The organism is Hydrotalea flava (genome assembly GCF_001623405.1).
Taxonomy (GTDB): Bacteria; Bacteroidota; Bacteroidia; order Chitinophagales; family Chitinophagaceae; genus Hydrotalea; species Hydrotalea flava.
In genome coordinates, this window is record NZ_LUHG01000039.1 from 135,829 (window position 1) to 149,607 (window position 13,779).

Consider the following 13,779-nt stretch of genomic DNA (forward strand, 5'->3'; position numbering starts at 1 on the left):
CACATGCCTTTTCTAAAATTAAGTATAATTACATGCCTGTTATTGTTTTTCATGGGCATGGTACAGGCACAAACCAATACTGCAGATACCACCGGTAAAAAAACAATCACCATTATTCATGCGGATACATACAACTTTCAAAATAAAGACACACTGGGGCAATTTATAGCTCTGGTGGGTCATGCTGAAGTACAGCAGGGTAAAACTTTATTTTATGCAGATAGCATTGTATTAGACCAAAAGCAAAATATTTTGGAAGCTTTTGGCAACGTACATATAAACGATGCCGACAGTGTTCAAACCTATTCGCAATACCTGAAATATCTGGGAAAAGAAAAAAAAGCTTTTTTAAAAAATAAAGTAAAATTGACCGATGGCAAAGGGGTATTAACCACCAATGAATTAGAATATGATACACAAATTAAAATAGGAAATTATACCAATGGCGGAAAAGTTGTGAATGGTAAAACAGTTTTAACCAGTAAAGAAGGAACTTATTATGGCGATACCCGGGATGTAATATTTAAAAAGAATGTAGTACTAACTGACCCGGAATATAAAATTTATACCGATACACTTTTGTACAACATTAATACCAACATTACTACTTTTGTTTCACCCTCCAAAGTTATTAATGGCAACAGAACCATTAAAGTAAGTGATGGTTATTACGATTTAAAGCATAAAATTGCCAATTTCGGTAAACGGCCATTTATTGACGACAGCACTTATACCTTTACTTCAGATTACATGGCATTTAATGATAGTACCGGTTTGGGCGAATTTCAAGGCAATGCTGTTTATAGAAGTAAAGACTCAATAGGGGGGTACGATATTATTGCCAATAATATAAAGACCAATAAAAAAGAAGATGCGTTTTTAGCTACAGAGCAGCCCATATTACTCATTAAACAAGAAAAAGACAGCATTTATGTTGGGGCAGATACATTAAAATCGGGAAGGCTTTCAACATTAACCAAAACCAGAGCGGTACCGGTTATCAGAGATTCATTGGGTGCTGCTAACCGATTACTGATAGATAGTGCTGCAGCAGTAAAAGATAGCAGTACCAATCGTTACATTGAAGCCTACCACCATGTAAAAATATTTTCTGATTCATTGCAGGCAGTGGGCGATAGTTTATTTTATTCCCTGCATGATTCTGCTTTTCGTTTGTTTACCCAACCCATTGTATGGTCAAATGAAAATCAAATTACAGGCGATACTATTTATTTGTTTCTGGCTAATAAAAAACCAAAAGAATTAACTGTATTTGAAAATGCTTTAACCATCAGTAAAGTAGGAACCGGCTATTATAACCAAGTGCGTGGCAACATCATGCATGCATTTTTTTCAGATGGCAGAATTAATTATTTAACCACTCGTGGCACACCGGCAGATAATGTTTACTATGTGGAAGATGATAACCATAAATTTATTGGAGTAAACAAATCAACCTGCAGCGTTATTGATGCTTATTTTGATAATGGTGAAATTCAAAAAGTTGTATTTATCAACGATTTAAAAGGTGATATGAATCCTATGAATCAGATTGACCATACGTCTCTCAGGGTTCGTGGCTTTAAGTGGCAGGATAAACTAAGACCCAAAAGCAAATTTTCCATTCTTTCCAACACAGAATAGAGCGCCTAAAAAAACCGCCTGTGAAAGGCGGTTGTATTGTTTATTTTCATTGTTTTAAACACTAACGTAAATAACCCAAAATCTTTAACATACTCTGGGCAGATTGTTCTTTTGCATACAGCCAATCAATCAGTTTACCACTTTTATCATATTCAACAATTACATGCTTTGGTGAAGGAATTAAACAATGTTTAATGCCGCCATATCCACTAATTTGATCCTGATAGGCACCTGTATGAAAGAAACCTACATACAGGGGTTCTTTATTGTTTTGCTCATTTTCTTTTTCAGGCGAAGAAATTTTAGGTAAGAATACTTCGTTAATGTGTTCTTCACTGTCGTAATAATCATGACTATCGCAGGTTATTCCACCTAAAACTACCCGATGGTATTCATTTTCCCACTTATTAATAGGCAGCATTAAAAATTTTTCACCTATTCCCCATGTATCGGGTAATGTAGTGATGAAAGATGAATCAATCATATACCAACACTCCCGGTCGTTCTGAATTTTCTGGCCTGTAACACTGTAAATATGTGCCATACTCTCCCCCACTGTAAAACTGCCAAATTCAGTATAAATATTGGGCATGGGCACTTTGGCTTTTTTGCAGGCTTTTTTAATATTGCCAACAATTTCATTAATCATGAACTGATAATCGTATTCAAAGCCCAATGAATGTTTAATGGGGAAACCACCGCCAATATTGATAGAATCTAACTCCGGACAAATCTTCTTCAACTGGCAATACAGGTTAATAATTTTGTTCAATTCACTCCAGTAATAAATATCATCTTTAATGCCTTTATTCAAAAAAATATGCAGCATTTTTAGTTGAAACTTATCTTCAAACCCTTCTATTTCATCTACATAAAACTCTAAAATATCTTTAGCTCGCATACCTAAACGCGAAGTATAAAAAGGAAAAGATGGTTCTTCTTCTGCTGCCACCCGAATGCCCAATTTAAAAGGTTGTTTTACACTTCTTTTATATGCCTGCAATTCTTCTTTATTGTCTAAAATAGGAATTACATTTTTAAACCCTGAATTGATGAGTTTTGCGATACGGCTGGTGTAAGCTTTTTGTTTATAGCCATTACAAATAATGAATATGTCTTTATTTATTTTTCTGCGTTCATATAATCGGTTAATAATTTCAATATCGTAGGCATAAGAGGTTTCCAAATTAATATTGTGCTTGAGGGCCTCCTCTACAATAAATGAAAAATGAGAACTTTTGGTGCAATAACAATAAAAATACTCTCCTTCATACTTATGCTTTTTAAAAGCAGACTGAAACATGGCTTTTGCTTTGTTAATCTGCATACCAATTTTTGGTAAATAGGTTAACTTCATAGGAGTGCCGTACTTATCTATTAAAGCTTTCAGGTCTAAGCCATTAAAAGAGAGATAGCCATCATCGTTTACGTTAAATCCTTCCTGCGGAAAATGAAAAGTTTGTTGAACCAGCGAGGTGTAGGTATTGTTCATTGAAGAACGATGGTTTTTAAAAAATGAAGAAATTGCTTACAAATAAGTTGCAAAAATAATGGAAGTTAGCACCCAAGTAATAAAAATTTTGCGGTAAGTAGTTTTATTAATTTGATTAAGCTGCACTTATGCAAATATTTAAAGTTACAAGCAGCCGTTTCTTTGTAAACAGTTATTTTAAATTTCACAAAAAAACCGACAGATAAATTTTAGCTGCCGGTTTGTATAACTAATATTTAAAATATTATCCGCCCAAAATTACAATCAAAGCATAAATAATACCGGGCAGGAAGAACAATAAAGTCAAAATTAAATCAATCCAGAACTTAGTGTTAATCGCATTTTCATGCAAATACACGGCTAATGGTGGTAATAAAATGGCTAAAATTACCAACAAAAGAGTGTTGGTATCAGTTGAAGTACCTGCCTTTTTTTCTGCTTTGTATTGCTTTAATAAAGCTTTTGATTCTTTGATTCTGAATTTTTTTTCTTTATGCGATAAGCTTTTAAACTCGGCTAATGCATTATGTAAAACAGCACTATTTAGCGTAGCACCGCCTTTTCCGGCAGAATCGGTACCACCATTACCTGGCTTAAAAGGCAGGCTGGATGCCATTGAAGGTGTAAATGCTATCATGCATAGCATCCAAAATGGAATTATAAAAATTATTTTGCGTAACATAAACAGTTAGTTTTATTGTTAAAAAGAAGTTAGTATTTGCCTGTAAATTACACTGTTTTGTTGAAATGGTACATTATTTTATCATTATAAAATGTATTATTTCTTTTTATTTGAGAAAAGGAATCAAATCCGATTAAAAACAAAAGAGTTTAGCGTTGTATTAACCAATTTTAGCACAATAGATGTGCTGAACTAAACGTTCCATCAGTAATTTTCAACAATTGGAATTAGCTGATAAAATAAGATAACTTTGTATGAACAATTCCACCATAGTGTATCAAAATTTTGAAATAGAAAAAAACTGGAAAGCAGCTGCATATACCTTACTAATTTGTATCGGTATCTTTTTGCTGTTCTTTTTTCTAAAATGGACTTTGCCTCAAATTCCACCACCGGTTACAGAAGATGGAATAGAAGTAAACTTAGGAAACAGCGAAACAGGTTTGGGCGATATTGCGCCTCAGATGCAGGGTAACCCTTCCTTAAATCAGGATGAACAGTTAAAAACACCACCCCCATCCAAACAAATACAATCCACTCCTGAGGTACTGGCCAATGAAGTAACCAATGAAAATGATGAAGCCGTTGGCACGTTAGAAAAAAAAGTGAATCCCAAAAAACCATTGAACCACAATCCTACGGTTTTACACAGAAAAATTTCTGAAAACACAGTTATAAAACCTACTCCGGCACCACCCAAACCTAAAGCTTTGTTTAAAGGTGGTACATCTACTACTTCCAGCGGTAATGGTGCCGATTCTTATAACGGAGTATATAACCAAGGCATTGCCAGCGGCAAAGGTGATCAGGGCAAGCCCAATGGCAACCCCAATAGCGACAGTTATACCGGAAACGGAGGCGGTGGTACTAGCGGTGTAAGCATTAGAAATGGGTTGGAAGGCAGACATTTTACCAAACTACCCAGTTTTGAAGATGATTTCAATGAACCTGCAAAAGTTGCTGTTGATATTACAGTGAACAAAAGCGGACAAGTGATTCAGGCCAGTATTAACCCCAGAGGTACTACTACTACCAACCAAAACATTCGAAGCATTGCCTTGAAAAAAGCAAAATTATTAAAATTGAATACAGGCGATACTGATAACCAAACAGGCACCATTGTATTTAGCTTTAAATTGAATGGTTAATTATTACCAAGTACATGAATTACAGGGAAACAATCGCCTACTTATATGAGCAATTGCCTATGTTCAGTAAACAAGGCGAATCTGCTTACAAAAAAGATTTAACCAACACCCTATTGCTATGTGAAAAATTAGGGAATCCACAACAGCATTTTAAAACCATTCATATTGCCGGCACCAATGGTAAAGGAAGTACCAGCCATATGTTGGCTGCTATTTTGCAAACTGCAGGTTATAAAACAGGCTTATACACTTCGCCACATTTAAAAGATTTTAGAGAACGCATTAAAGTAAATGGCAACCTGTGTTCAGAAGAATTTATTGTATCTTTTACCGAGCAAATGATTCCGGCTATTCAATCCATTCAACCTTCTTTTTTTGAAATTACCGTTGCCATGGCTTTTGATTATTTTTCGAAACAACAGGTTGATATTGCAGTGATTGAAACGGGTTTGGGCGGAAGATTGGACAGTACAAATATAATTTTACCAGAACTCTCTGTTATTACCAATATTGGCTGGGACCATATGAATTTACTCGGCAATACTTTAGAAGCCATTGCATCAGAAAAAGCAGGTATCATCAAGAAAAATATTCCGGTAGTAATTGGAGAAGTAATTCCCGAAACAAAACCTGTTTTTGAAAACAGCGCCAAACAAAATAATGCCCCGATCATTTTTGCGCAGGAACAGTTTTCGCTTTTCAAATATCAACAAACCTTAGAAACACTTACGGTAACCGTTAAAAATAATAATAGCGGCCTGCATGAAACATATACTTTAGATTTACCCGGGCTATACCAAACCAATAATTTGATTACAGTTTTAACATCCATACAACAACTGAATAAAAATGGATGGAATTTTCAGGAATCGGTTGTGCAAAAAGCACTTGCACATACAAAAAAAATTACCGGCTTACATGGCCGATGGGAATTATTACATCAACAGCCCAACGTTATTGCAGATGTGGCACATAATGAAGCAGGCATACAACAACTATTGCAACAAATTGCCATCAGCCAATACCGGCATTTACACTTGGTTTTTGGTATGGTAAAAGATAAAGATGCCGATACAGTTTTGAAGTTGTTACCAAAACAAGCCAGTTATTATTTTACACAGGCACATATTCCCAGAGCTTTGGCAGCAGATATTTTATTGGAAAAAGCAAGCACATTTGGTTTAAAGGGCAAAACTTATTCACAGGTAAATGAAGCCGTTCGTGCTGCTATTCAACAGGCCGGGAAAAATGATTTAATTGTGGTTTGTGGCAGTGTATTTTTAATTGCAGAAATAGATAAAGAAAAGTTTATATCACTTTAAAAATACAGTTCTCCTAATTGTTCTAATGCAAGTATGATACAGGTTATATGCATACTTTGTATAATTTTATTTGCCCGAATCATTTGTTTTACTTCAGCAATATCAGCCAGAAATACCTCTAAATCTTCACCGGGATCAAAATTTTGAGCAGCTACTTTTTCACCACCTATTGCTAAAAATAGATGCATGATGTTATTGTTGGTAGATGGATTGGCGGAAGTAACACCCAATTTTTGAAAATGAGTAAACTGATATCCCGTTTCTTCTAACAATTCTCTTTGTATGGCCGCTTCCGGTGATGCATCGGTGGCATCAATACATCCACCTGGCGTTTCAATATCAGTTCGGCCTAAAGCATGGCGGTATTGTTTTTCCAGAATTACTTTACCATCCTTCGTCAGTGCAAAAGCCGTTACCCAATCCGGAAATTCATACACATAATAAGGGTCTATGATTTTACCATTCGGTAACATGCAGGCATCTTTTCGAATAGTGGCCCAGGTATCTTTTAATAAGTATGTAGAAGAAAGCGTTTTCCAGGTTAAATCTCTTTCCATTACCAGTTCATTCTTTCTTTGAGTGATATAATATGCGCTGTATGATGTTTTCCATGCCAGGCATATAAACCTAATAACAACCACAAACTCATTTCTCTTCCTTGTTCGGGATGAATAACAGTTCGTTCAAAATCCTGTTGTGATAAATCTTTTATTGCTGCATACCATCTTCTATGCAAAGCATGCAATAGTGTTAGTGAAACATTAACAGGTACCGTTTCATTATCTGCCAGTAATGCCCAGGCTTTTTCTTCATAAGGTTTAATAACAGGTTTTAATTCTGTTAAACCCAATTTAAATCTGATGTAGGCATTCATGTGGCTGTCTGCTACATGGTGTATCAATTGCTTCACCGTCCATCCACCATCGCGATATGTTGTGTTTAATTGAGCTGCGTCTAATGTTTGTACAGCTCTTTCCAGTTCTTCGGGCAATAACTGAATATCTCTTAACCATTCAATTTTTTGGGCCTCAGAAAATGGCTTCGGTTCATATTTCCCAATTGGGTAACGCTCATCTTTTTGCATAGTGGTATTATTCTTCTCTTAATGATTTGCCGGTAAGATGTATAAAAACATCTTCCAGCGTTGCTTTTTTCACTTCTTTTGTTCGTTCAAAACCGGTTGCTACCAAATTATCGATTAATTCATTTGGGGTAGCGATTGATTTTATTTTTCCACTATCAATAATGGCCACCCTGTCGCAAAGTTCCTCTGCCTCATCCATATAGTGCGTTGTAATAATTACGGTAGTTCCGGTTGATCGAATGAGTTTGATTAAATCCCATAAATTACGACGAGCCTGCGGATCTAAACCGGTGGTAGGTTCATCCAAAAAAATAATCTTGGGATGATTAATCAGTGTGGTAGCCAATGAAAACCGCTGCTGTTGCCCTCCGCTCAACTCCTTATATTTTGCTTTGGCTTTATCGGCTAATTTTACTTCTTCTAATATTTTCTTTTTATCGATGGTTTTATTGTATAAACCTGCAAACAAGTCGAGCAATTCGTTCAATGTTAAACCGGGATAATAGCCACTCGATTGTAATTGTACACCTATAATTTGTTTAATTTCATTTGGATTTTTATCTAAATCAAACCCATCTACCCAAATTTTGCCGCTTGTTTTTTCTTTTAGCGTTTCTATAATTTCAAGAGTGGTTGATTTGCCAGCACCATTGGGACCCAGTAAACCGAAAATTTCGCCTTCCAATACCTGAAAACTAATGCCTTTTACTGCGGCTACATTAACGTAATTTTTTGTAAGTTCCTTTACTTCAATAATTGTTTTTTGCATGACTAAAAATTTATGGCCAATCCTATTTTATTTGCCGAAAATCCAATACCTGCTTGTATTTTAGGTAGTTTTTGATGCTGCTTTTCATTAAAAAACTGAACTGCCATGAGCAGGTTTTTCTGCCCCGAAGCTATTAAATATCCGCCAACAATGGTTGAAGTAAATCCGGCACCTATTAAAATCCAGCCGGGTGATTGGTGGTTATTGGAAGCCAGCCCAATGCCTGCGCCCATCATACCTGCACCCAGCACACCCAAAATATTACCGAAAATTTTGTTCGACTGATGTTTTTGATACAAATGCATTAACAGGGGGTCACCCATTCGGTAAAAAAGGGCTTTAAACTCTCTGGCACCGCGGTACAGCGTGTCCGCATATAAAAAGGTATTGGTTTTCGGATTAATGAAATAATTCAGTTTTCCGGGATCTAATACCTGCTGTGCCTTTACATTGTTTTGTAACCCACCCACCAATAATAGCATACACAAAATTTTAAAAATTGGCTTCATTTGTTTCCTTTAAATAGTTTTCTAATTCATCCATCATCTGCCTGCTGCCAATAAACAATGGCGAACGTTGATGCAATTGATGGGGTTGTACATCTAATACCCGTTGTTGCCCATTGGTTGCCCTTCCGCCTGCCATTTCAACTATAAAAGCCAATGGATTGCATTCATACAATAATCTTAACTTTCCATTGGGACGGTCAGTTGTTCCGGGATACATAAAAATACCACCCTTTAACAAATTGCGATGCACATCGGCTACCATACTGCCAATATAACGCTGGGTATATGGCCCACCCTCCGACTTTGGTTTTTGCTGACAGGCTGTGATATATTTTTGTACGCCTTTGTCGTATTTAAAAAAATAACCGTGATTCACAGAATAAAAATTGCCGGTTGCCGGGCATTGAATATTGGGATGGCTCAGGCAGAATTCACCAATCGAGGGATCTAACGTAAATCCATTGGCACCACGTTTGGTAGCATATACCAACATGGTAGATGAACCGTAAATAATGTAACCTGCTGCCACCTGCTTGTTACCGGGTTGTAAAAAATCTTCCTTAGTACAAGGCGTGCCTTTAGGGCTAACCCTTCTAAACACACTAAAAATGGTTCCAATAGAAATATTTACATCAATATTTCCACTGCCATCTAAGGGATCAAACAAAACAACATACTTACTGTTGTTGCTCACCTCATCATCAAAAATTACAAAATCCTCTAATTCTTCACTGCCAATACCTGCACAGCTAATGCCATGTTGTAATGCCCCCATAAATTGGTTGTTGGCAAAAATGTCTAATTTTTTTACATCCTCACCTTGTACATTAATGGAACCTGCATCACCCAAAATATCAACTAAACCTGCTTTATTTACTTCTACATTTACACGTTTCGCAGCGAGGCCCATATCGCGCAGTAAGCTACTTAATTCACCTGTAGCAGTAGGGAACTGTCTTAACTGCTGAATAGTAAATTCATCTAAGGTTAAAATTTTTCTGTTAACCACCATGGCATTTTATGTTTTCGATAAAGATAAAGGGCAGATAGAATACATACAATATTTTTTTATGCAATCGTGTTCGCCCTACACATTAAATGCCACCCTGTTAATTTGGTTTATATATAAAAATTTGGGTAAAATATAAATTCCCATCATTACTTTGTGCAATACCAATGGCTGTTAAATTATAATTTCCTTCAATATTTTTTTTATGACCTGGACTATGCAGCCAGCCATTTACAACAGCCTGGGCATCTAGATGGCCTAATGCAACGTTTTCTGCACCGCCACGCAAATACCCCAATTTACTTTTAATGGCATTAAATCGATTATCGAAACCAGCATGCCCAAAAACAACCCGGTGTTTGGCCATATCGTTACTATGCTCCACTGCTTCAGTGTAAATCGTCTTATCCCATTGTAAAGGAGCTAAGCCCATACCCGTTCGATGTAGATTAATGTAATACAACACATCTTTCTCCATTTTTGCAAAATTGGTAGCAGCGGGGCCATGTAAAGTATCAGTACCAATACAACCATTGCCAACAAAAGCCAAAGTAATCAGCGATAATTTTACAGTTTTAAATAGGAGTGAAAATAGCATTGTATTATTTTTTACATGTAAATTCAATAATTATACCAACAAATTTTTGGTAACCTTTTAGATGGCATAATTACTGTAGCTTTGCGAATCTTCCACCTAATCATTTGTTAAATAGCATGATTGTTTATAAGTTCGGCGGGGCAAGCATTAGCAATATTGATCGCATTCAACAGGTTATTGAAATTGTAAAAAACATTCCGGAAAACGAAACGGCCATATTGGTTATTTCAGCAATGGGTAAAACAACCAATGCATTGGAAAAAGTGGTAGAAGCATTTTACAACCAGAACCCAACAGAAGCCATAGCACTTTTTAATGTAATTAAAAACCAACATTTAACGATTGCGAAATATTTATTAGTTCAACAATACAATGAATGCTATTCAAAACTGGTTGATGTTTTTACAGAAGTAGAATGGTTGTTACACGATAAGCCTGTAAAGGGATTTGATTATTATTATGACCAGATTGTTTGTGCAGGAGAATTACTCAGCTCTGCTATTCTGCATTTTTATTGTAAGGAAAATCATATTGCCAGTAAATGGGTGGATGTTCGGGATGTATTGTTAACAGATAATAATTTCAGGGATGCAGCCATTGAATGGCCAATAACCGAAAACAAGGCAAAGCAAGTTTTTTTAAAAAATGATGCAGCAATTTATGTTACCCAAGGATTTATTGGTGCTACATCTGATAATGAAAGCACCACTTTGGGCAGAGAAGGGAGCGATTTTACCGCAGCTATTTTAGGCAACCTGTTACATGCTGATAGTGTAACCATCTGGAAAGATGTGGAAGGTGTGATGAGTGCTGACCCGAAACATTTTCCCGAAGCTGTTTATATTCCTGAATTAAATTACAGTGAGGTTATTGAAATGGCGTATTATGGTGCCCAGGTCATTCATCCCAAAACCATCCAACCATTGCAAAACAAAAACATTCCATTGCTGGTAAAATGTTTTCAAGACCCTGCACTGCCCGGTACCATCATTCATAAAACACAACAACTGCAATTACCTCCTATACAGATTTTAAAAGAAAAACAGGTGCTGGTTACCTTGCTAAGTCTTGATTTTTCTTTTGTAGGCGGTGTATCCATGAATAGCATTTATGCAATTTTGCAGGAATTGAAACTCATTCCAAACCTAATTCAGTTCGGTGCCATTTCTGTTCAAATTTGTTTAGATGATAAACCGGAAAAAATTGCACAATTGGCTTTAGCTGCAGCAGCAAATTTTGATGTTCAGGTAGAAAAAGGCTTACAGCTATTCACCGTTCGGCATTACAATACAGCTATTGCCGAAAAATTAAATCAGAAAAATGCAGTGGTGTTGCGCCAACAAACACCTGTTACCATTCAAATTCTAAAAAAAACTGCATAAAATTTAATACATTACATATTTTCCTTTCTCATTAATTGTAATAACGGGCAGGGTTTTGTGTTTCTCAAAGTAATTGTATACTTTTTCCAGGCTCTCAGTAAAGTTTGCATATTCTTGATCATCCTTGGTAATCTTATCCAAATAAGCTAAACTTTTTGGGTTATTAAAGCGTACAGGAAAAATATGCACCGGTATAAAATCTTCGCCATTGTTTTTTGCATAAGATGCCAGTAAATACAATTCATCAATCTGATTATCCATAATAGGAATACAACCCACTGTTACGCAAGTCCCATGAATAAAAATATCGCTGCCGGGCTTAAGCGAATCAGACAATAACTGGTCTGAAACATTAGGATAATTAAGACCTAATGATAAATAATAAGTACTTTTAGGATTAAACAGATTAATATAATAAAAGCCCTCAGGTACCTGATAATCCCCTTCAATTCTTTTTGGCCCTAATCCGCCGCTTAATGCACAAATTTTGTATGTTTTAAATAATTTAAAGGGTTCATTGCTATTATTCCGCGCCCATACTTCTAACTGGCTATCGTATTTAAAGCTACGGATGTATAATTGTTTGGGTGGCCAGCTTAGCCCCTCTTTTTTAAACTGTCTTTCAAGGGTATCTTCTTTTAATTTAAATGCATTTGCTACACGTACATTTGATTTTTGATAATCTACAAACGACGTTTGTGCATTTAAATGGCCAAACGAAACAAACAGTATACAGCACAAAACAATGACTCGCATCCGATTTTCAATTTTTTATGGGTACATATCATCCAAAAATCTCCATGTTGTTATAACGACATGGAATAAATATTCGTATTAAAAACCGAAAATAAACAATCCTGATAAATCAAAAATGCGAAATTATGCAGATACTGTGTTTATAAATTACCCCGAAGTGCCTGTTCGCATTCAATAGCTTCAAAAAGTGCTTTAAAATTGCCCTTTCCAAAACTTTTTGCCCCCCGTCGCTGAATAATTTCAAAAAACAAAGTGGGTCTGTCTTCAACAGGTTTGGTAAAAATTTGTAATAAATAACCTTCTTCGTCCCTGTCAATTAATATCCCTAATTTACTCAGTGCCTGTACATCTTCCTGAATGTTGCCCACCCTTTCTGACATGGTTTCATAATAAGAAGCGGGTACTTTTAAAAATTCAACACCACGATTTTGTAGAGCAATTACTGTTTCAATAATATTATGGGTTGCCAAAGCTACATGCTGAACGCCTTCCCCATCATAAAACTCAAGGTATTCTTCTACCTGCGATTTCTTTTTACCTTTTGCCGGTTCATTAATAGGAAACTTCACAAAACCATTCCCGTTACTCATTACTTTGCTCATCAAAGCTGAATATTCGGTTGATATATCCGTATCATCGAATGTTAAAATGTTTCTGAATCCCATTACATTTTCATAAAATGACACCCATTTATTCATTTGATTCCATCCTACATTGCCTACACAATGGTCAACATACAATAAACCGGTTTCAGTTGGCTGATAGTTTGTATTCCATATTTGATAGCCGGGCATGAACGGGCCGTGATAATTTTTTCGTTCAATAAACAAATGCACGGTATCGCCATAGGTATGAATTCCGCTTATTACCACTACCCCATCTTTATCGGTTAATGTTTTGGGCTCCATAAAACTTTTGGCACCGCGATGCGTGGTTTGCTGCCAGGCATCGGTTGCATCGGGTACACGTAGTGCCAATACTTTAATACCATCGCCATGTTTAAAAATATGTTGTGCTATTGGGTGCGATGATGTAAGGGGTGTAGTGAATACAAAGGTTAATTTGTTTTGCCGCAATACATAACTTGCTGTGTCATGATTACCGGTTTCGGGCCCGGAGTAGGCAACACTTTGAAAACCAAATGCGGTTTTATAGTAATGGGCAGACTGTTTGGCATTTCCCACATAAAATTCTACATAATCTGTTCCTTCCAATGGAAGGAAATCCTGAGCTGCCAGATTGGGAATACCAGTATTTTCTTTTACCTGAAAAGACATAAATACAAATTTTAATGACTGAAAAAATGAGATACAAAAGTTAGTAGTTCTGCAAATATTAGCCAGCCGAGTCCATCGCCAAGGCAAACATCAGCAAACAATAATTT

At 36.1% G+C, this 13,779-nt stretch carries 14 protein-coding genes; 4 read left to right on the top strand and 10 right to left on the bottom strand.

The features are described 5' to 3' along the window. The first annotated feature begins 3 nt into the window (after positions 1-3). Complete coding sequence (locus A0F92_RS02475) at positions 4-1,644, top strand: OstA-like protein (RefSeq protein WP_167516757.1); 1,641 nt, start codon at positions 4-6, stop codon at positions 1,642-1,644. A 61-nt stretch (positions 1,645-1,705) separates the two neighbouring features. On the opposite strand, the gene A0F92_RS02480 is transcribed toward A0F92_RS02475, so the two are convergent. Together A0F92_RS02480 and A0F92_RS15470 are read right to left on the bottom strand one after the other, a co-directional pair. After that, positions 1,706-3,136 carry a type III PLP-dependent enzyme domain-containing protein gene (locus A0F92_RS02480; protein WP_068241319.1) on the bottom strand — a complete coding sequence of 477 codons (1,431 nt, stop codon included), beginning with the start codon at positions 3,134-3,136 and terminating at the stop codon, positions 1,706-1,708. A 244-nt stretch (positions 3,137-3,380) separates the two neighbouring features. Then, the gene (locus A0F92_RS15470) at positions 3,381-3,818 is read right to left on the bottom strand and encodes a YqaE/Pmp3 family membrane protein (protein WP_253810077.1); all 438 of its coding nucleotides are present in this window, start codon (positions 3,816-3,818) and stop codon (positions 3,381-3,383) included. Positions 3,819-4,072: 254 nt separating this feature from the next. Between A0F92_RS15470 and A0F92_RS02490 the strand changes: the two genes are divergently transcribed. Together A0F92_RS02490 and A0F92_RS02495 are read left to right on the top strand one after the other, a co-directional pair. Then, positions 4,073-4,966 (top strand): hypothetical protein, encoded by an 894-nt coding sequence (locus A0F92_RS02490; RefSeq protein ID WP_167516758.1) that lies wholly within the window; start codon positions 4,073-4,075, stop codon positions 4,964-4,966. Positions 4,967-4,980: 14 nt separating this feature from the next. Further along, positions 4,981-6,288, top strand: a complete 1,308-nt coding sequence (locus A0F92_RS02495) for a bifunctional folylpolyglutamate synthase/dihydrofolate synthase (protein WP_068241323.1) — start codon at positions 4,981-4,983, stop codon at positions 6,286-6,288. Here the strand turns inward: A0F92_RS02495 and A0F92_RS02500 are convergent. From A0F92_RS02500 to A0F92_RS02525, 6 genes are all read right to left on the bottom strand, one after another. After that, positions 6,285-6,845 carry an NUDIX hydrolase gene (locus A0F92_RS02500; protein WP_068241325.1) on the bottom strand — a complete coding sequence of 187 codons (561 nt, stop codon included), beginning with the start codon at positions 6,843-6,845 and terminating at the stop codon, positions 6,285-6,287. The genes A0F92_RS02495 and A0F92_RS02500 overlap by 4 nt on opposite strands. After that, positions 6,845-7,372, bottom strand: a complete 528-nt coding sequence (locus A0F92_RS02505) for a YfiT family bacillithiol transferase (RefSeq protein WP_068241327.1) — start codon at positions 7,370-7,372, stop codon at positions 6,845-6,847. Before A0F92_RS02505 ends, A0F92_RS02500 begins: the two co-directional genes overlap by 1 nt. Before the next feature lie 7 nt (positions 7,373-7,379). Beyond that, positions 7,380-8,141: an ABC transporter ATP-binding protein gene (locus A0F92_RS02510; RefSeq protein ID WP_068241329.1), complete on the bottom strand. Its 762-nt coding sequence runs from the start codon at positions 8,139-8,141 to the stop codon at positions 7,380-7,382. Positions 8,142-8,143: 2 nt separating this feature from the next. Next, positions 8,144-8,650: a hypothetical protein gene (locus A0F92_RS02515; RefSeq protein ID WP_068241331.1), complete on the bottom strand. Its 507-nt coding sequence runs from the start codon at positions 8,648-8,650 to the stop codon at positions 8,144-8,146. Continuing rightward, a complete protein-coding gene (fbp, locus tag A0F92_RS02520; protein WP_068241333.1) occupies positions 8,634-9,662 on the bottom strand; it encodes a class 1 fructose-bisphosphatase in 1,029 nt (342 codons plus the stop codon). The genes A0F92_RS02515 and fbp overlap by 17 nt, the downstream gene beginning before the upstream one ends. Before the next feature lie 97 nt (positions 9,663-9,759). Beyond that, positions 9,760-10,257: a CAP domain-containing protein gene (locus A0F92_RS02525; protein WP_253810079.1), complete on the bottom strand. Its 498-nt coding sequence runs from the start codon at positions 10,255-10,257 to the stop codon at positions 9,760-9,762. 116 nt (positions 10,258-10,373) lie between these two features. On the opposite strand from A0F92_RS02525, the gene A0F92_RS02530 reads away from it, so the two are divergent. Next, complete coding sequence (locus A0F92_RS02530) at positions 10,374-11,639, top strand: aspartate kinase (protein ID WP_068241335.1); 1,266 nt, start codon at positions 10,374-10,376, stop codon at positions 11,637-11,639. A gap of 3 nt (positions 11,640-11,642) precedes the next feature. On the opposite strand, the gene A0F92_RS02535 is transcribed toward A0F92_RS02530, so the two are convergent. Next, positions 11,643-12,395, bottom strand: coding sequence for a L,D-transpeptidase family protein (locus A0F92_RS02535; protein ID WP_068241336.1), 753 nt, complete (start codon positions 12,393-12,395; stop codon positions 11,643-11,645). Between the two features lie 140 nt (positions 12,396-12,535). Then, the gene (gene hppD, locus A0F92_RS02540; RefSeq protein WP_068241338.1) at positions 12,536-13,672 is read right to left on the bottom strand and encodes a 4-hydroxyphenylpyruvate dioxygenase; all 1,137 of its coding nucleotides are present in this window, start codon (positions 13,670-13,672) and stop codon (positions 12,536-12,538) included. Positions 13,673-13,779 lie beyond the last annotated feature (107 nt).